At 58.7% G+C, this 16,460-nt stretch carries 22 protein-coding genes and 1 pseudogene; 11 read left to right on the top strand and 12 right to left on the bottom strand.

Translation table 11 applies throughout. From position 1 onward, the window contains the following. Positions 1-3: 3 nt before the first annotated feature. Positions 4-1,596 (bottom strand): ABC transporter substrate-binding protein, encoded by a 1,593-nt coding sequence (locus U3654_RS13205; protein ID WP_324752012.1) that lies wholly within the window; start codon positions 1,594-1,596, stop codon positions 4-6. A gap of 71 nt (positions 1,597-1,667) precedes the next feature. After that, a complete protein-coding gene (locus U3654_RS13210) occupies positions 1,668-3,677 on the bottom strand; it encodes a CocE/NonD family hydrolase (protein WP_324752013.1) in 2,010 nt (669 codons plus the stop codon). A 119-nt stretch (positions 3,678-3,796) separates the two neighbouring features. Here U3654_RS13210 and U3654_RS13215 point away from each other — a divergent pair, with 119 nt between their 5' ends. Next, positions 3,797-4,606: a helix-turn-helix transcriptional regulator gene (locus tag U3654_RS13215; protein WP_324752014.1), complete on the top strand. Its 810-nt coding sequence runs from the start codon at positions 3,797-3,799 to the stop codon at positions 4,604-4,606. A 71-nt stretch (positions 4,607-4,677) separates the two neighbouring features. On the opposite strand, the gene U3654_RS13220 is transcribed toward U3654_RS13215, so the two are convergent. From U3654_RS13220 to U3654_RS13235, 4 genes are all read right to left on the bottom strand, one after another. Continuing rightward, a complete protein-coding gene (locus U3654_RS13220; RefSeq protein WP_324752015.1) occupies positions 4,678-4,839 on the bottom strand; it encodes a hypothetical protein in 162 nt (53 codons plus the stop codon). Between the two features lie 144 nt (positions 4,840-4,983). After that, complete coding sequence (locus tag U3654_RS13225) at positions 4,984-5,367, bottom strand: hypothetical protein (protein ID WP_324752016.1); 384 nt, start codon at positions 5,365-5,367, stop codon at positions 4,984-4,986. Continuing rightward, entirely contained in the window at positions 5,360-5,842 is a 483-nt protein-coding gene (locus U3654_RS13230; RefSeq protein ID WP_324752017.1) for a VOC family protein, read from the bottom strand. Before U3654_RS13230 ends, U3654_RS13225 begins: the two co-directional genes overlap by 8 nt. 3 nt (positions 5,843-5,845) lie before the next feature. Further along, a complete protein-coding gene (locus U3654_RS13235; RefSeq protein ID WP_324752018.1) occupies positions 5,846-6,499 on the bottom strand; it encodes a TetR/AcrR family transcriptional regulator in 654 nt (217 codons plus the stop codon). Positions 6,500-6,571: 72 nt separating this feature from the next. Here U3654_RS13235 and U3654_RS13240 point away from each other — a divergent pair, with 72 nt between their 5' ends. The 3 genes from U3654_RS13240 (at position 6,572) to U3654_RS13250 (ending at position 8,654) form a co-directional block, all read left to right on the top strand. Further along, entirely contained in the window at positions 6,572-7,189 is a 618-nt protein-coding gene (locus U3654_RS13240; RefSeq protein WP_324752019.1) for a dihydrofolate reductase family protein, read from the top strand. 113 nt (positions 7,190-7,302) lie between these two features. Further along, positions 7,303-7,956: a glutathione S-transferase family protein gene (locus U3654_RS13245; RefSeq protein ID WP_324752020.1), complete on the top strand. Its 654-nt coding sequence runs from the start codon at positions 7,303-7,305 to the stop codon at positions 7,954-7,956. Positions 7,957-8,258: 302 nt separating this feature from the next. Beyond that, positions 8,259-8,654 carry a nuclear transport factor 2 family protein gene (locus U3654_RS13250; protein WP_324752021.1) on the top strand — a complete coding sequence of 132 codons (396 nt, stop codon included), beginning with the start codon at positions 8,259-8,261 and terminating at the stop codon, positions 8,652-8,654. A gap of 72 nt (positions 8,655-8,726) precedes the next feature. On the opposite strand, the gene U3654_RS13255 is transcribed toward U3654_RS13250, so the two are convergent. The 6 genes and pseudogenes from U3654_RS13255 to U3654_RS13280 form a co-directional block, all read right to left on the bottom strand. Then, entirely contained in the window at positions 8,727-8,981 is a 255-nt protein-coding gene (locus U3654_RS13255) for a DUF1801 domain-containing protein (RefSeq protein WP_324752022.1), read from the bottom strand. A 20-nt stretch (positions 8,982-9,001) separates the two neighbouring features. Next, positions 9,002-9,142: a hypothetical protein gene (locus tag U3654_RS13260; RefSeq protein ID WP_324752023.1), complete on the bottom strand. Its 141-nt coding sequence runs from the start codon at positions 9,140-9,142 to the stop codon at positions 9,002-9,004. Between the two features lie 19 nt (positions 9,143-9,161). Beyond that, positions 9,162-9,527: a DoxX family protein gene (locus tag U3654_RS13265; protein ID WP_324752024.1), complete on the bottom strand. Its 366-nt coding sequence runs from the start codon at positions 9,525-9,527 to the stop codon at positions 9,162-9,164. A gap of 24 nt (positions 9,528-9,551) precedes the next feature. Continuing rightward, positions 9,552-9,847: pseudogene (locus U3654_RS13270) on the bottom strand (SRPBCC family protein). Positions 9,848-9,957: 110 nt separating this feature from the next. After that, the gene (locus U3654_RS13275; RefSeq protein WP_324752025.1) at positions 9,958-10,281 is read right to left on the bottom strand and encodes a metalloregulator ArsR/SmtB family transcription factor; all 324 of its coding nucleotides are present in this window, start codon (positions 10,279-10,281) and stop codon (positions 9,958-9,960) included. Between the two features lie 150 nt (positions 10,282-10,431). Then, on the bottom strand, positions 10,432-10,878 hold the full coding sequence (locus U3654_RS13280) for a MarR family winged helix-turn-helix transcriptional regulator (protein ID WP_324752026.1): 447 nt from the start codon (positions 10,876-10,878) through the stop codon (positions 10,432-10,434). A 237-nt stretch (positions 10,879-11,115) separates the two neighbouring features. On the opposite strand from U3654_RS13280, the gene U3654_RS13285 reads away from it, so the two are divergent. The 7 genes from U3654_RS13285 to U3654_RS13315 all read left to right on the top strand — a co-directional run bounded on the left by U3654_RS13285 (position 11,116) and on the right by U3654_RS13315 (position 16,280). Further along, positions 11,116-11,541: a VOC family protein gene (locus tag U3654_RS13285; protein ID WP_324752027.1), complete on the top strand. Its 426-nt coding sequence runs from the start codon at positions 11,116-11,118 to the stop codon at positions 11,539-11,541. A 495-nt stretch (positions 11,542-12,036) separates the two neighbouring features. Beyond that, positions 12,037-12,756, top strand: coding sequence for a thioredoxin family protein (locus U3654_RS13290; RefSeq protein WP_324752028.1), 720 nt, complete (start codon positions 12,037-12,039; stop codon positions 12,754-12,756). A 131-nt stretch (positions 12,757-12,887) separates the two neighbouring features. Next, positions 12,888-13,682 (top strand): VOC family protein, encoded by a 795-nt coding sequence (locus U3654_RS13295; protein ID WP_324752029.1) that lies wholly within the window; start codon positions 12,888-12,890, stop codon positions 13,680-13,682. A gap of 56 nt (positions 13,683-13,738) precedes the next feature. After that, positions 13,739-14,665 carry an alpha/beta hydrolase gene (locus tag U3654_RS13300; RefSeq protein ID WP_324752030.1) on the top strand — a complete coding sequence of 309 codons (927 nt, stop codon included), beginning with the start codon at positions 13,739-13,741 and terminating at the stop codon, positions 14,663-14,665. A 5-nt stretch (positions 14,666-14,670) separates the two neighbouring features. Then, positions 14,671-15,150 carry a VOC family protein gene (locus U3654_RS13305; protein ID WP_324752031.1) on the top strand — a complete coding sequence of 160 codons (480 nt, stop codon included), beginning with the start codon at positions 14,671-14,673 and terminating at the stop codon, positions 15,148-15,150. 76 nt (positions 15,151-15,226) lie between these two features. After that, positions 15,227-15,898, top strand: coding sequence for a glutathione S-transferase family protein (locus U3654_RS13310; protein WP_324752032.1), 672 nt, complete (start codon positions 15,227-15,229; stop codon positions 15,896-15,898). A 37-nt stretch (positions 15,899-15,935) separates the two neighbouring features. Further along, positions 15,936-16,280 carry a VOC family protein gene (locus U3654_RS13315; protein WP_324752033.1) on the top strand — a complete coding sequence of 115 codons (345 nt, stop codon included), beginning with the start codon at positions 15,936-15,938 and terminating at the stop codon, positions 16,278-16,280. Positions 16,281-16,460: the final 180 nt, after the last annotated feature.

The raw sequence follows: 16,460 nt of genomic DNA on the forward strand, positions 1-16,460 counted from the left end.
GGATCAGGCCGGTTTGAAGCCCAGAAACAGCGGGCGGGCATCGGGGCGCAGCGCTGGCTCCAGATCGTCGCGGAACATCACCGGGCTGCCCTCATGCGTGAGAAAGCGGTAGGCGCCGCTCTCTTCCATAAGGTCCTGCATCTTGCGATACATCTCGCCGCGCTTTTCCTTGTCGCTCTCGCTCAGCGCCGCCTCGTGCAATTCGTCGAATTCGGCGTTCGAAAACCTCTCCCAGTTCCATTCGCCGACCTGCTCGGTGGTGAACCACGAGGTGGCATAAAACGGGTCCGGCATCATCGAAAAGCGGTTGATGACCAGTTGCATCTTCTTCCAGCGGTCTCCCTCGCTCTCCATTCCCAGCGTCCAGAACGACCCGCTATCCTGCACATTCACCTGCACCTGAATCCCGATCTGGCCCAGCTGCGCCTGAATAACCTCGGCGATTGTCTTCCACGTGGTCGCGTTCAGCGTGTCGATGGTGATGGGCTGCGACGGCGCGCCGCCTGCCTTCTCCAAATACTCGCGCGCCTTGTCCAGATCGCCCTCGGGCGGGACGATGGACTGCTCGCGATGGCCGATGAGCCCCGGCGCGATCAGGCCGGTCGAGGGCGCGGCCTCGCCGAAATAGGCAGCATCGAGGATCTGGGGGACGTTGATCGCATATTGAATCGCCTTGCGCAGATTTTCATCCTTGAGCGTCTCGTTCTCCATATTCATGCCGACCCAAACGTAATAGAGCGACGGGTATTCCTCGATCTTGGTATTCTTCGGCGGGTTCGCCTTGTAGTTCGCGAGGCTCGACAGCGTGATGCCGGTATAGTCCAGATCGCCCGCCTCATAGGCGCGTTCGGACACCTTTTCATCATCCATCGGAATGATGCGGATCTCGTCATAGCCGGGGGTCAGATCGCCCGAATAATCGGGGTTGCGCACCATCTTGACGTATTGGTTCGGTTTCCATTCTTCGAGGATGTAGGGACCGGAGAACGCTGGCGGCTTCATCCCGAAATCGCCGCCATCACCGGTGGCCTCCATCACGGCCTTTTTCGACACGATATGGCCGACGCCGTATGGGATAGTGATGGTCCAGAGTGGCTGAAACGGCTTGCTCAGCACGATCGTGCCGGCGTATTTGTCGTCGTCGTCCAGTTCGACGGTTTCCAGAGGACCCCAGTCGCCCTTGACCGGGCTGTCATGTTCCAGCACGCGCTCGAACGAGAATTTCACGTCCTCTGCCGTCATTTCGCCATAGCCGCCGGTGAACATGATGCCGGGCTTCAGCTTGAAGCGGATATGGGTATCGTCGATCTGCTCCAGTTCTTCTGCGGCTTCCAGCTCAGTCTCCCACTCGCGGCCAGGCTTATAGCGGGCCAGTTTGGAATAGATGCAGTTCATGACATCGACGTTATAGCCATTTTGATAGAAACCGGGGTCCAGCTTGTCGATATCGGCATAGGACGACGCGCGCAGCAGATTGCCCGACTGCGCCCAGATAGCCGAGGCCAGCGGCATGGTACCAGCAGCGAGGCTGGCGGCAGCGGCCCCTTGCAGGAATCCGCGGCGGCCCAGCGTGATATCGTGAATAACCTTGGTCATTGTTTTCATCCTCCTTGGGGTTTTTGCGGTGCGCCTCACGGGCGCCCGTCGTTTTTCATATGAGTGTGCGCCTAGACGTGATTGCGCACAATTGTTTCGTCCCACTCTTCTTCATAGGCCAGCGTATCGCCCTCCCATGCGCGCAGGCGGGCATGAATTTCCCAAGTATCCTTGGTGCTGGTCACGTCCGTCTCGGTTTCCGAGCGCACCGCCCAGTCGCCCCGGCTCATCGCGTGGAACCATGTGATCCGCGCCTTTGGGGCATGATCTGTGGCGCTTTCCACAGTGTAAGTCTCAACCCCTTCGGAAGTAATCGTCAGATCGTTCTCGCGGATACGGATCGTGCCCTCGTCGTCGGTAATCGTGACACGCGCACCACCCTCGCCCGTGCGCTCGATCTGCCAGTCAAAGTCGCCCTGGGAGAGGATCTCAGGTTCTAGCAGCGGTGCGACCTTGGGCGTGCCCAGATCGTGCAAGGCCCCGTCCGGTCCGGCCCGTTCCGGCAGGGTCAGAGTGCAATTTGCCAGATCAAGACTGAGAACGGCTGCCTCTGGTGCGGGCCACGCCATGGGAAAGTACGTGTTGGACAGCGACAGGCGCAGCTTGTGCCCCTTGCGAAGTGTTTGCGCGACGTGTTTCAGCGGTACACGGGTGGTATGGGTGCGCCCCGGCTCTATCGGCTCCGGCATCTCATGGCTGCCTCGATGTGTGAGATTCAGCATACCATAAGTCATCCGGGTCGCGCTACCATCCGGTGCGACATCGACCAGCCGCGCGGCAATCAGCGCGACGGGCTGGTCGCAGGTAAAGGTGATGTCGAGCGTGCCGTCACCGGCGATCTCGAAATCCGCATCCAGCGGCGCGGTTTCAAAGGTCACACTCGCCGCATCATCCGTCCCCTGATCGCCCGGCTGATCGCCCGGATTGGCGTAGGAACACCACTTGCCCGCCTGCAACCCGACCGTGGCAGGGGTCGAAACCTCGGCCACGCCCTGCCCTTTGCCGCCGCGTGCCAGCGTGCCAGCCGCGTCCATTGCCCAGTCGACGCGGTTGACATTGGGCGACGGCCACGATGGCTCGGACACCCAGCGGCCCTCGCGCGTCTCGTAGCTGCTCTGCGGCGCGGCGTGGTCCTGCATGAATAGACGCAATTGCGGCTCGTCCATGATGCCGGTCTCGCGGCCCTTCAGCCAGTAATCCCACCAGCGCAGTTCCTCGGTCAGCCAATCGATGGCCGGACCGGGCGCACCCAGATGCGGGTATTTGTGCGCCCAGGGGCCGACCAGCCCCTTGCGCGGCACGTCGAGGTTTTCCATCAGGCGAAACACCGTGCGCGGATAGCCGTCCGCCCAGCCGGACGCCGCATAGACCGGCACCTTCACTGCGGAATAACTCTCGCAGATCGAGCCATGCTTCCAGAACGCATCGCGCGTCTGATGCTCAAGCCAAGTCTTCAGCCAGAGGCCGCTACCCTTTAGCCGATCCATCCACATGCCGCGCCAGCGGTCGCCCACATGGCGCGGATCGGGGGGCAGTGTGTTGATGCCAAACATCGTTGCGGCCCACGAAATCTGTTCGCACAGCATGGTGCCACCCATGTAATGGATATCATCCGCATAACGGTCATCGGTCGAACAGAGCGTCACGATGGCCTTGAGCGCCGGCGGCTGCAGCGCTGCGATCTGCAACCCGTTGAAGCCGCCCCAGGAAATGCCGACGATCCCGACGCCGCCATCGCACCAGTCCTGCGCCGCCAGCCAGGCGATCACCTCGCAGCCATCCTGCAATTCCTCGGCGGTATATTCATCGGTCATAACGCCTTCCGATTCGCCGCAGCCGCGAATGTCGACGCGCACATAGGCGTAGCCGTGCCCGGCGATATAGGGGGCGCGGGCAATGTCACGGGCTAACGTGCGATCATTCTTGCGATAGGGCAGATACTCAAAGATCGCAGGCACGGGCGCATCCCCGGCATCCTCGGGCAGCCAAATGCGCGCGGCCAGCTTAGTGCCGTCGGGCATTGCGATTTCTGTATGTTCGATCTCGCGGACCGGGCGGGGATGATCGGTGACAATCTGCATGGACAATTCGCCTCAACTGGAAGAGTTCGTACACCAGTAAACGCCACCGCAGCCTATCCGGCAATTTCGCAGATACGTGGCACTTGACACTTTTTGTGCGTCAGTATGCGATAGGCGACATGAGTGATGATCCTTTCGGCACAAACCTTGCCTATGCGTGCAGCCTGTTGCCCTCGATCTCCGAGGTGTGCCGCCGCATCGGGATCAACCGCCAACAGTTCAACAAGTACCTTGCCGGAACGGTGCGCCCCTCGCGTCACAACATGCGGCGAATCAGCGATTTCTTCGGCGTGACCGAATCCGAGATCCTGCTGGAGCCTGCGCGCTTCGCCAGCCTGATTTCGCTGCGCTCATCCTCGCCCCGCAGCGGCGGGTTGCCCCAGCATCTGCACGCGATCGAAAAGCTGCACCGCCTGTCGGTTGAGCTTGTCCGCTACAGCGGCTGGTATTTCCGGTATTTCTACACCTTCGGTTATCCCGGCCGCATCACCCGTTCTCTGGCCGTCATCTCGGAACGGGACGGGCGGCACCTGTGGAAGAATGTCGAGCGACGCAGCAATTATGATCTGACGATGGAGCGCTTCGTGGGGAAATACGAAGGGCTGGCCTTTCACCTCGGGCACCGCATCCATATCGTGGAATACGACGTGCTGAATGCCGGCTCGATTACGCAGCTGATGCTTTATCCGTCCTATTCGCCCCGTCCTGGCCACCTGCGCGGCGTGCAGACCGGCGCATCAATGCGGCGCGGGCGCAAGCCTGCGGCGTCTGCCGTGGTACTGGAGTACCTAGGCGAGCAGATCGACCATCGCCGCGCGCTGGCGCGCTGTGGTATTTTTGACCCGGGCGATATCGACGAGGGGATCAAACGGCTGATCGAGAACCGGATCGCATCCGAAGAGTGGGTGTTTGAGATCGACGAAATCTGACGGCCTGGTCGGATGTATGTTCTACAAGCTGATTGGACCTGTCGCGGTTTGATGCCGCTCCAGGCTCTCGTTTAAGCCACCTTCCATTCGAAGACGACAGGGCTTTTCAGCCCAGTGCTGAGTGTCGGCAGGAAGGCGTCGCGCATTGTAATGTATTTTGCGCGACTCATCCGCTCGGTCCGACCGGGAGACGTATTGCTCTCGCTCTCGATCTTCTCGTCGGTATCAAACATTGGTCTCTCCAATTGCAGGTGTCTTGGGATTGCGAAACCCCATGGCGACCCATGCGCCGAAGAGCTTTGCGAAAAATCCCAGGCTCTGTTTCTTCGCGTTGGGGATATCACTTGGCAGGGACGCGCCCGGGGGCAGGTCAGATGTCATGGTTCGCATCTCGGGTGCGGCAATGTGTCCTCCGGCCAGAGCGAGCCGTAGAGGCTCAGCCAGTGGCCGCCCTTGAACGCCAGATAGACCGGCATGTTGCAGCAGGTGGCGATGACCCGCTCGGTCGAGGCGTCGGATGACAGGCGGAACGATTTAAGCCGATCCTCGCCCGCGAGAAACGTCACTCGATCCTTGCGATACATCACGAAAGGGGTCGCGCCGTACTCCGTCAGGACAGGTGGCGCACCATCGAGCTTTTGCATCCGCGCGGCAGCCTCGCGACAGGAGGAACAACAACATTCGACGCTGGCGATGGCCGCTCCCGCCACTCCGAGCCGGGTTTGCCCACAGGAACATGCGATCTCGGTTGTATCAGCCATGCCCTGCCTCCTTTTCAGCGGCGGTATTCAAGGCAGCGATATCGATCTTATCCATCTGCATCATAGCCTCGCTCACACGTTGCACCACACCTGCATCCTCATCGGCCAGTAGGTTTGGCAGCCTTTTGGGCACTATCTGCCAGGACACGCCGAAGCGATCCACCAGCCAGCCGCAGCGCCCGGCCACGCCGCCTTTCTCAGTCAGCGCCTCCCAGAGCCGGTCGGTTTCTTCCTGATCCTCGGTCAGGACACTGATCGACGCGGCTGGCGTTAACTCGTAATGCGGGCCTGCTGTCAGGATCATCATTGGCGCACCGGCCAGAGTGAACTCGACAATCATCGGATCATCGGGCTGGCCGCTGTCGCGCACGGCCTCGATCCGGCTGTCCGGTACAAGAGAAACGTATTCTTTGGCCGCATCTAAGCCGCCCTTTTCAAACCAGAGGCAGGTTCGCACCTTGGCTGCATGTTCCATTTTTCAATTCTCCCTTGGTGTCGGATTTGGCGCCGCGGATTCGATGCCGAAAAGCTGGCGGACATAGCGGATCAGATGATCGACGCTTTCGCGGGCGAGGTCAGCGTCGCCGGTGGCCTTGGCCAGGATGAACCCGCCCTGCAGGACCGCCTGCGTGTGGCGAGCGAGGCTTTCGGCCGTCCAGTCCGCACTAATCCCGCGCTGCGCTCTGGCCGCTTCTATATCTGCCTCAAGCGTAGCGGAATGACCGAAGATGCTGTCGGCACAAGCATCCCGGATCGCGGGGGTCGAGTCGTGGACCTCTTGCGTCATGGTCCCGACCAGGCAGGTATACTCAAAGGTCTCGCCACCGATGATCGCCTTGCGAAATTCCAGATAGGCCAGAATGCGGTCCAGCGGATCATCCGGCTCGTGATACGGCGCACCGGCAAACAACGCGCTGGTCGTCTCGGCCCAATAGTTCGCTGCCGCGACGCCAAGTGCATCCTTGGTCTTGAAGTGATGAAAAAACGCACCCTTCGTCACCCCCGCCGATTGGCAGAGATCGTCGACGGATGTCGCGGCGAAGCCCTTCTGGCGGATGATGTCACGGGCGGCTTCCAGAAGCCGCGTCCGGGCGTTTCCGCGTTCGGGGTATTGTTTGGTCGGTCTTGGCATGGTTGACCTACATACCAAACGGTCGGTATAGTGTCAATCGTATGAAACACGACCGACCGGGAGACAAACGATATGCGGCAGATCAAAATTCAGACATTCATGAGCCTCGACGGCGTCATGCAAGCCCCCGGTGGACCGAAAGAAGACCCATCCGGCGGATTTACTCTCGGCGGTTGGTCGCAACCCTACTGGGACGAGATGATGGGTGAGGTCATGTCGCAGGCGATGACCGAAGACTACGACCTGCTGCTGGGGCGCAAGACCTACGACATCTTCGCGGCGCACTGGCCAAATGCAGGCGATGACAATCCCGTCACGCAGAAGTTTAACAAAGCGACGAAGTATGTCGCAACGTCAGCGCCCGACACGCTAGATTGGGAAAACAGTCAGGCGATTACCGGCGATGTGGCCAAGCGTATTGCAGATCTGAAGAAGAGCGAGGGCTTGCCGCTTAGCGTGCAGGGCAGCAGCCAGCTCATTCAGGCCCTGCTTAAAAACCAATTGGCGGATGGGCTGTTCCTCTGGACATTTCCGGTGGTTCTCGGCTCTGGCAAACGGCTGTTCGGCGATGGCGCGGTGCCGCTCGGGATGGAACTGGACGATGTGAAGACGTCGACATCCGGCGTGACCATGGCCCGTTACCGCGCCGCTGGTGACGTCAAGATCGGCTCGTTTGCTCTGGACGCGTAAGACCGCCTCCGGAATTGAAACCGCTCTGCCGGATGACGGAGCGCGTGTCGATCTGAGTTCTGCCATCGCCATCCGTCAAGTTTTGTTGTTGGTAGTACTGAGGGGATTTTGTGATGACCATCACGATTACAGCCTTTGAGTCATCGCCGGATCGCGGTCGAGGGCAGGCGCGCGACATGCGTGTCCGCTGGGCGCTTGAAGAAGTCGGCCAGCCTTACGATGTCCGGCTTGTCTCGTTTGAGCAGATGAAGGCAGAATCCCATATTGCCCGTCAACCATTCGGGCAAATACCGACCTATGAGGAAGACGGGCTTGTCCTCTTCGAATCTGGCGCAATCGTGCTTCACATTGCCGACCACTATGCAGGTCTGTGGCCAGATGGGATAAATGTGCGCGCGCGCGCAACTGCATGGGTCTTTGCGGCACAAACGACCGTGGAGCCGCCGATCCTTGAACGTGAAACCGCCGAATTTCTTGAGCGCAATCAAAGTTGGCATGAAAAGCGCCTGCCTATGATGGAGCAACGTATTGAACACCGACTGGACCAACTGTCTGACCGTCTGGGCAATGCCGACTGGCTCGACGGCGCATTCAGTGCCGGTGATCTGGTCATGGTCGGGGTGCTGCGAAGATTGAACGGGACACCGCTTTTGACCGGCTATCCCAACCTGCTGGCCTATGTCGCTAGAGGCGAAGCACGCCCCGCCTTCAAGCGCGCGTTCGCCGCACAACTGGCCGTCTTCGAGGGGCGACCAACAGAAATCTGATACATGGCGGCGAAATGATTGTCTCCGCGCATCAGCCCCAGTCAGGTCGGGCTTTTCTGCGTTAGATATTTGGCGTCAAATTCTGCCAGTCGCTTCGCCGATGGCTGTACCTCTCACCGCTCGATCCATGCCTTGATCGCAGGGTGGTCCGGCGCGGCTTCGGGAAACCATGTGAAGGGCGAGACCGGCAGCAGGTCAATCAAGCTGGTTGTGCAGCCTCTTGACGATCATACGCCACCAGGGGAACCTTAAACTGGAAAGAGAGTTTTATTGTGTAACAGTCCAATTTTAGGAGGTCGGCAATGTCTGCGCATAACAAACCCACCAGAGACGACATAATTGCTCTCGAAAAATCTTATTGGGATGCGGTTCAGCAGAAAGACGGAAAACGCACTGCTGAGCTGTCGGCAAAGCAGGCTTTGGTGACAGGAGCCAGGGGCGTGATGATTATCCCAAAAGACAAGATGGGCAAGATGACGGAGGAAAGCAGTTGGACGATCGAGTCCTATGCGTTCGACGACGTGAATGTGACCGTCCCATCCGCAGACGTCGCGATCATCGTCTATACAGTTCGACAGAAGATGACGATGGACGGCAAGACACAAGAAATGAAAGCTGCCGAAAGCTCGACCTGGTTGAAGGGCAAAGACGGCTGGGAGTGTCACGCGCACAGCGAGACTATTCTGTCGGACTATTAAACCATGCGGATCCGTCTGCGGGAGAAATGGGCCCAAAGTAAAGACCCGTTCTTTTGCCCCGCTTATCCCGGACTACAACTTCTCGCCGGGCAATTTGCTTGCCTGTTCGACCCAGTCGATGAACTGGCCCTCGTTAAGTCTGTCGCTCTCGTGGATATTGAGGTATCGGATCTTGTCCTGCTTGGAGCTTTCCGGAGGGACCGGGTCAAGCGATGTGCCGTCGAAGAACGTGACCTTCACATATTTTGTGAAACAGTGATAACTTAGGAACCAGACGTCCTTCTTCATTCCATAGAAGGGTGAGTTCCATTTGACAGCCTTGGTCACGTCGGGGACAGCCTGGCCGATCAAATCGTCAAGACGGCGGCCGATGTCTTTTTCCAACCGGGCATAGCGTCAATGTAATCCCGAACCGGCCCACCTCCGTAGCCTTTCGGGATCTGTGGATTGCCGCCGGAGAGCAGCTTCGGATTGTCGTCTTTACTCATGTATTTCCCCCTGATCGCCTTACAAAGGCGAAATCATCCACCGTCCGGCCGCAATGATCGTGCAGATCGCAGCGACGCAGAGCCAATAAAACATCGGACCATTCTGATCGGCCCCGGCCTGCAAATGGACGCCAGAGAACACCACCATTTCAATGGCGATTCCGATGGCCGCAAGCGGCACCAGCCAGCCAAGAGAGGGCGCGATAGCAGGCACAACCAATCCCATGGCGCATATCAGCTCGAACGGGATCAAAACCATCCAGACACCATGCGGAATTGCAGTCAGCGTCGGGATGGATTGTTCCGAATTGAGGAGCTTCCAGCCTGCACCGATAGCGGTATGCAGCGCCAACAGCGCCTGAAGAATCCAGAGAATAATATTCATAAGCTGCACCCCTTCAAGCTTGTGTCAGTCAAGATCAGAAACCACCTGTTCCAGCTTATTGAGGAACCGCGTCCAGCCGGAGATTGCACCGCGATAGGCCTGTTCTTGGTCTGGGCCAAAACCGGTCTGTTCCATCCTCAGCCGGGTGCCGCTTGCGATCCGTGTCAGAGTCCAGGTCACAACGCTTTCCAGCCCGTGTGCCTGCCACGAATAGACCAAGGACTTCTGCGGTTCGACAGCCAGAACCATGCAGGTGATCGCCCCCATTCTGCATCCAGCTCGAACGCGTGTCCGACCTCTGGTTTAAAATCCGTTTTCATCAGCCACTCCTCGATAAGGTGGCTCGCTGTCAGCGCGCGCCAGACCTTTTCAGACGGATGGCGCAGGTCACGTTCCTTGATGACGGTGCGTTTGGGTGTCTCGGGTGATGTCACTGATCCATCCTCCCTAGCAAGGTCTCAAGGCCATCGAGCTTCTCGTCCCAGAACCCTCCCATGCGTTTGGTCCAGTCGATCAAAGGTGTCAGAGCCTCTTTCTTGGCGGTGTAGTGGGTCTGACGCCCTTCATGCCGCCCGGCGACAAGGCCAGCCCGCTTCAGAATAACGAGGTGTTTTGACACCGCCGGTTGCGACACCCCGGCGTGGTCGGTCAGATCGCCGACAGTCTGTTCACCGCCGCGACAGAGCCGTTCGAAGATCGCCCGGCGTGTCGGGTCCGAGAGTGATTTGAAGATGACGTCATGTAACTGCAGCATCAGAAGCCATAACTCCAAGGTTATACATAATTCATAGCCGTGGAGTTATGCGTTTGCAAGTCGTTTGATGCAGACGGTGCTGATCTTTGAATTGCTCTGATCTTTCGCATCATGCCCGCCAACCAAAGGTTCGCAAGAGCGTCTCGGTCTTCACGAACGGCTTTCGGAGTCAACGCCCGAAACTGCTGTCAGAGAGTTCAGTTCATCCCGAAGAACATCGACATCGCCGTTGAGTCTGTGTTCGATCTCTTCGTGCGTAGCGATCCAGATCGGAATAGCCTCTTCCAGCAATGACAACCCATCTTTGGTCAAGGTCAGCCTTCGGGCACGACGATCTTTGGCGTCGGGGGTGACGGTCAGCAACCCGCGCCGCTCCAGAGGCTTGAGGTTGGCCGTCAGCGTCGTGCGGTCCATCGCGAGCAGGTCCGCAACCGATCCGACCTTCGGCGGCTCGGGCCTGTTCAGCGATATCAAAATCGAGAATTGCCCGCTTCGCAAGCCCACTGGACGCAGCGCATCGTCGAACCTGCGGGCAACGGCGCGGGCCGCGCGTTGCGCGTGGAGACACAGGCAGCTGTCCCGGACGCGCAGAGTCATGCCGAAAGTAGCGTGCTTAGGATCTGGATTTGACACAAATATATTTAAGTTGATATCAATCTAATTGTCAATCGAATCGCAGAAAATTGAAAGCAGCATTTTGATCCCGGCCGCGGATTTGGCAGCGAAATCGAAAACACTTCGCTGCTCGATAGCAACCCCTAGGGGCGCGGGATGAATCGGTATCCGAGACTCAACGCCAGACGGTTCATGACCACCACACGAAAGGAAACGCCCATGACCCAGATGATCTTTATTAACCTGCCGGTTGCAGATGTTCAGGCCTCCACGACCTTCTACGAGGCGGTAGGCGCGACAAAGAACGACACCTTCTCGGACGAAACGTGCTCGAGCATGGTGATCAGCGACACCGTCACCGCCATGCTCCTGTCGCATGACCGCTGGCGCGATTTCACGTCAAAGCAAATCCCCGATGCCAAGAAATCAGCGCAGGTTCTGCTCTGTCTTTCGATGGACAGCCAAGTGGCCTGCGATGAAGCAGTGGACGCAGCGGTGAAGGCCGGCGGCGTTGCCGATCCCATCCCTAAACAGGATCACGGCTTCATGTATGGGCGTTCCTACGAGGATCCGGACGGCCATATCTGGGAAGCGATGTGGATGAACGAGGCGGAGGTGAAGAAGTCGATGGCCACAAAAGACTGAGTAAATATTGCAGATATGGAGAGTGCCATGCATATAAAGTTCGCCAAACTGCCGGTAGTCGACCAGGATCGCGCGGCCGATTTCTACACCAGAATCCTGTCATGCAGTGTGGCGACTGACGCCGCCTATGAGGACGACGGCTGGCGATGGATTGAGTTGAAGTTGGGAATGCTCAAACCACCCTTCAGTTCGAGAAGCGCGGGGAGCATGACAGTGACGGCGAAAAACCCGTTCTGGTTCTGGTCGATACCGACCTCGACGAGACTGTGGCAACGCTCAAGTCGAACAATGTTGAAATCATTGCGGAACCGAAGAAAGCTCCGTGGAACTAGGATGAGCGTTTCGCTGAATTCAGAGACAGCGAAGGAAATCGCATGGTTCTGACCGCCGGTTAGATAATGCGGATAAGCCACCCGCCGACAGGGCTGAAATTGGACAATCCGCATACGTCGGTCGAAAGTTTAGGTCGCCAATACCGAGAAGGAGAACAATGAAATGACCGCTGAGACCAAAGCAAAATCCGAGAACCCGCCTGTCGTGTCCCGCGCGGAATGGCTGTCCGCCCGCAAGGCGCTCATCGCGAGGGAACTCGACATGACTCATCAGCTCGACGCGCTGCGCGCCCAACGGCGGCAATTGCCCTGGGTCAGGATCGACAAACCATATGTCTTTGAAGGCCCGGCTGGACAATGCACGCTCGACGACCTGTTTGGCGATCAGAGTCAGCTCGCCATCTATCACTTCATGCTGACGCCGGGATCGGACCACATCTGCGATGGCTGCGCATTCATTTCTGATCATATCGACGCAGCCCGGCAGCATTTCCAACATGCGGACCTTGCCTTCTCGGCGGTTTCGCGCGCACCGATTTTGCGGATCGAGGCGGTAAAAGACCGGATGGGCTGGTCTTTTCCGTGGGTTTCTTCGGGCGAAACCGACTTCAACTATGACTTCAACGTATCTTTCTCGAAGGAAGACCGCGCAGACGGTGGCGCCAGCTACAATTACGGCAAGGCGAAGATCCAAAACTCTCCGGACATGTTCGGTGTCAGCATTTTCGCGAAAGACGGGTCCGGCACGATCTACCACACCTATTCGACCTATCATCGCGGCCCCGAATTGCTGATCGGCGCGTTCAACTGGCTCGACCTTACCCCCAAAGGCCGCAATGAAAACGGCACCATGAGCTGGGTGAAACTGCACGACGAGTATTGATACATCGGATGAATCAACAAGATGCAGACAGCCGAGACACGGACGGCGCACATTGAAGAGGAGGAGGGCAAGCTTAAGCGCGGCGACGTCTGGAGGAAGATGGACTGGTACGGCAAACAGGAGGAACGACAATGACCAATCGCGACGGAACCCCGATCTGGTATGAACTGATGACCGACGCGCCCGACGCGGCGCAGGATTTTTACGGAAAAGTCATGGGCTGGAACTTTCAGAAGCCGCCCGGCGGACTAAAGCGTGACTATCGCGCCTTTGCCACCAGTGACGGCAAAGGAGTTGGCGGCGTAATGCGCACACCGGATCATGCAAAGGGACGGCCTGCGACCTGGGACGCCTATTTCGGCGTGTCCGATGTGGACGCCATGGCCGAACAGGTGAAGAACCTTGGTGGCACGATCCAGATGGAGCCGCAGAACATCCCTGGCGTCGGGCGCTTTGCCTTCGTCGAGGATCCGCAAGGGGCGACGTTTTACCTGATGCGCGGCGACAGCGATGGTCAAAGCATGGCCTTCGACCCCGTAAAGGCTGGCCTTTGCAGCTGGAACGAGCTGGTCACATACGACCAGACGGCGGCGCTCGACTTCTACGGCAAGCTCTTTGGCTGGAAAAAGACCGGTGTGATGCCGATGGGACCGATGGGCGACTACACGTTCTTCGGCAAGGGCGACGTCGAGATGTTCGGCGCGATGATGAATGCGCAGAAAGCGGGCAAGGACCCGTTCTGGAACTTCGCGTTCACGGTGCCCGACATTGACGCGGCCAAGGCCGCGGTTGAGGCGGACGGCGGCTCCGTTACCCATGGTCCGATCGACCTGCCGGGTGACAAGGGCGACTGGCTTATTCAGGCCACGGATCCGCAGGGCGCCAAGGTGATGTTCACCGGCAAGCGCAAGGCGGGTGCGGCATGATCTGGCACCAAAACCAGAACACTGCTCGGTACCGAGTTGCGGCAGTAGCATTCTTCATGTGCCTCGCGACCGCTGTTCACAGTCAGGACATTCAAATCGCGACAAACGGAGACGTAGAGATTTCATTTCAGGTTTTTGGCGATCAGACCGACCCACCACTGGTCTTTATCGACGGGCTTGCCACTGCCGTCCGGCCCGGTGGTGATGCGCTCACCGAAGCGCTGGTCGCGCAAGGTTTCCGCGTCGTGCGTTTTGACAATCGCGATGCAGGACAAAGCACGGTGCTGACCGATGCCGGTGCGCCGCCATCGAATGAGGTGATCGTTGAGTCACTGATGACCGGCACAACACCGCCCGTCGCCTATACCCTGTCCGACATGGCGGGAGACACGATGGCTGTCCTCGACGCTGCTGGGATTGAGCAAGCGCATGTCATGGGCGCGTCCCTAGGGGGCATGATCGCCCAGACCATCGCCACCGAATATCCCGGCCGCACGCTCTCGCTGATCTCGGTCTCCTCGAGCACTGGCGATCCCGACTTGCCGTTCGGTCCGGCGATGGAGGCCATGACCGCACCGCCCGCCGCGACCGCAGAGGGGCGCGTTGAGCAATACACCCAGCTTTACCGCGCATTTGAGGGCGATGCGTTCAAGATGACCGACGCAGAAATATTGGCGCGGGTTGAGGCCGACGGGGCCGCAGGCGATCCGCTGGCACCGGCTCGTCAGGGCGCGGCAGCGACCGCAAGCGGAGACAGACAGGATCGGCTCGCAAGTGTCGAATTGCCCGCGCTTGTGATTCACGGCAGCGACGATCCACTGTTCCCTGACTCCCATGCCGATAGCACGGCGGAGGCCGTTCCAAATGGGCAACTCGAGATCGTCGACGGCCTCGGCCATATCGTTTCTGACGCCGCAGCGGGCGAGATCGCATCGCGTGTCGCCACCTTCGTCAATGATTTATCCACTTCAAACAAGGAGTAATACACATGGACAAAATCAGCACATTTCTCTGGTTCGACGACAATGCCGAAGAGGCGGGCAAGTTCTACACAGGCCTGTTTCCGGACAGCCGCATCGATGAGACGACCGATTCCCCGATGAACTATCCCGGTGGCAACGAAGGCGACGTGATCACCGTCGGCTTCACGCTGTCGGGCCGCAGCTTCATCGCCATGAATGGCGGACCGGATCACCCATTCACCGATGCGATCTCGCTCTCTATCGACTGTGCCGATCAAGCCGAGGTCGACCGCTACTGGGACGCGCTGTCAGACGGCGGTGAGCCGATCATGTGTGGCTGGGTGAAGGACCGCTTTGGCCTGCACTGGCAGGTCACCCCGCGCATCCTGCCGCAGCTTCTGGCTGATCCGGACCGTGCCAAAGCGAAACGCGTCATGGAAGCGATGGGGCAAATGGTGAAGATTGACGTGGCTGCAATCAAGGCGGCGGCGGACGGAAAAACGTGAGGATTCACCCGGGTGGTAAAAGAGCTATCCTGAACGAAGATCGGGGGAATAGACGCGCAAAAACGAGAATATCAAGATGAAAGATAGCAAGCTCATCGTCACCGCCTTTGACTGGGTGCCCGGCTTTGCACAGGGCTATGTCCGCGACCTGCGGGTCCGCTGGGCGTTGGGGGAGGCGGGGTTTTCCTACGACGTCGAGGTGATACCGCAAGGCAAGCAGAAGACGCCTGCACATCTGAAGCGGCAGCCCCTCGGACAAATACCCACGCTCGATATTGATGGTCGCATCATGGTCGAAAGCGGCGCGATCCTCTGGCGTATTGCCGAGACAAGCACTGCCCTGTTGCCCGACGATGCCGCGACACGTGACCGGGTGCTGTCGTGGGTGTTTGCCGCTCTCAACACGCTGGAACCGCCGGTCGGCATGCTTGCGACGCTGGAGTTGTTCGTCAATGACAAGGACGCCGCCGCGCGCCTCCGGCCGAAAATCGCGGCGATGGTTACGGGCGTGCTGGGACGGCTTGTCGCGACTTTGGGAGAGGGACCACACATCGTTGGAAATTTCTCTGTTGCCGATATCTTGCTGACGACGGTGCTCCTTGACGTGCCGGACGATTTGTTGACCGACCGTCCGTCACTGCGCGCTTATGTCGATCGCCACACTGGGCGGCCAGCGTTCCAGAAAGCCCTTGCTGGTCAGATGAAGCCTTTTGCAGAGAATGCCGCGAAATATGAACGTGCAAGCTGACAATGATGTGGAATCAGCGCAAACAAGGAGAACGGCCATGAATATCCAAGATATCTTCCTCAGCATCAACGCCCGCAACTTTGATGCCCAGACCGCTTGGTGGACAATTTTTATCGGGCGGGCTCCAGACCGAAAACCAATGCCAAGCTGCCAAGAGTGGGATCTGACACCGTCTGTCCTGTTCCAAGTGTTGGACTCGCCGGACAACGGCCCCACGGACGTGTCTTTGCGCATCGACGACATGGACAAAGAGATCGCCCGGCTACGCAAGGTCGGGGTCGACGTGCCGGACCCACAGGACGTCGAAGGTTTCGACACTCTGCGCTGGTCCGCATTTACTGATCCTGAGGGGAACAAAGTGAACCTGCTTGAAGGGTCCTGACAACGTCTGAAGAAGAGTACGGCTATGGCTCTTGGGCTGGGCGGCTTCCCGCCTGCACTCCTTGGCGACTAGAACTGCATCGTCCTCGAAAAGGTTGAGGCTGTAATAGGAAACATCAACCAAAGTGAGGTTATCCAATGGACCATTCCAAGCCCCTCCGCTCTGACGAATTGAGGTGCC

Source organism: Roseovarius sp. Pro17 (assembly GCF_035599575.1).
Lineage (GTDB): Bacteria > Pseudomonadota > Alphaproteobacteria > Rhodobacterales > Rhodobacteraceae > Roseovarius.

What these genes read in the sequence shown, in the direction of transcription:
- U3654_RS13230 (WP_324752017.1), bottom strand. Translation starts at nt 5,842, where the DNA reads ATGGAACATGCAGCCAAGGTGCGAACCTGCCTCTGGTTTGAAAAGGGC.
- U3654_RS13205 (WP_324752012.1), bottom strand. Translation starts at nt 1,596, where the DNA reads ATGACCAAGGTTATTCACGATATCACGCTGGGCCGCCGCGGATTCCTG.
- U3654_RS13305 (WP_324752031.1), top strand. Translation starts at nt 14,671, where the DNA reads ATGGACAAAATCAGCACATTTCTCTGGTTCGACGACAATGCCGAAGAG.
- U3654_RS13260 (WP_324752023.1), bottom strand. Translation starts at nt 9,142, where the DNA reads ATGAGTAAAGACGACAATCCGAAGCTGCTCTCCGGCGGCAATCCACAG.
- U3654_RS13225 (WP_324752016.1), bottom strand. Translation starts at nt 5,367, where the DNA reads ATGGCTGATACAACCGAGATCGCATGTTCCTGTGGGCAAACCCGGCTC.
- U3654_RS13235 (WP_324752018.1), bottom strand. Translation starts at nt 6,499, where the DNA reads ATGCCAAGACCGACCAAACAATACCCCGAACGCGGAAACGCCCGGACG.
- U3654_RS13310 (WP_324752032.1), top strand. Translation starts at nt 15,227, where the DNA reads ATGAAAGATAGCAAGCTCATCGTCACCGCCTTTGACTGGGTGCCCGGC.
- U3654_RS13315 (WP_324752033.1), top strand. Translation starts at nt 15,936, where the DNA reads ATGAATATCCAAGATATCTTCCTCAGCATCAACGCCCGCAACTTTGAT.
- U3654_RS13210 (WP_324752013.1), bottom strand. Translation starts at nt 3,677, where the DNA reads ATGCAGATTGTCACCGATCATCCCCGCCCGGTCCGCGAGATCGAACAT.
- U3654_RS13275 (WP_324752025.1), bottom strand. Translation starts at nt 10,281, where the DNA reads ATGCTGCAGTTACATGACGTCATCTTCAAATCACTCTCGGACCCGACA.
- U3654_RS13250 (WP_324752021.1), top strand. Translation starts at nt 8,259, where the DNA reads ATGTCTGCGCATAACAAACCCACCAGAGACGACATAATTGCTCTCGAA.
- U3654_RS13295 (WP_324752029.1), top strand. Translation starts at nt 12,888, where the DNA reads ATGACCAATCGCGACGGAACCCCGATCTGGTATGAACTGATGACCGAC.
- U3654_RS13300 (WP_324752030.1), top strand. Translation starts at nt 13,739, where the DNA reads ATGTGCCTCGCGACCGCTGTTCACAGTCAGGACATTCAAATCGCGACA.
- U3654_RS13265 (WP_324752024.1), bottom strand. Translation starts at nt 9,527, where the DNA reads ATGAATATTATTCTCTGGATTCTTCAGGCGCTGTTGGCGCTGCATACC.
- U3654_RS13240 (WP_324752019.1), top strand. Translation starts at nt 6,572, where the DNA reads ATGCGGCAGATCAAAATTCAGACATTCATGAGCCTCGACGGCGTCATG.
- U3654_RS13280 (WP_324752026.1), bottom strand. Translation starts at nt 10,878, where the DNA reads ATGACTCTGCGCGTCCGGGACAGCTGCCTGTGTCTCCACGCGCAACGC.
- U3654_RS13285 (WP_324752027.1), top strand. Translation starts at nt 11,116, where the DNA reads ATGACCCAGATGATCTTTATTAACCTGCCGGTTGCAGATGTTCAGGCC.
- U3654_RS13215 (WP_324752014.1), top strand. Translation starts at nt 3,797, where the DNA reads ATGAGTGATGATCCTTTCGGCACAAACCTTGCCTATGCGTGCAGCCTG.
- U3654_RS13220 (WP_324752015.1), bottom strand. Translation starts at nt 4,839, where the DNA reads ATGTTTGATACCGACGAGAAGATCGAGAGCGAGAGCAATACGTCTCCC.
- U3654_RS13245 (WP_324752020.1), top strand. Translation starts at nt 7,303, where the DNA reads ATGACCATCACGATTACAGCCTTTGAGTCATCGCCGGATCGCGGTCGA.
- U3654_RS13290 (WP_324752028.1), top strand. Translation starts at nt 12,037, where the DNA reads ATGACCGCTGAGACCAAAGCAAAATCCGAGAACCCGCCTGTCGTGTCC.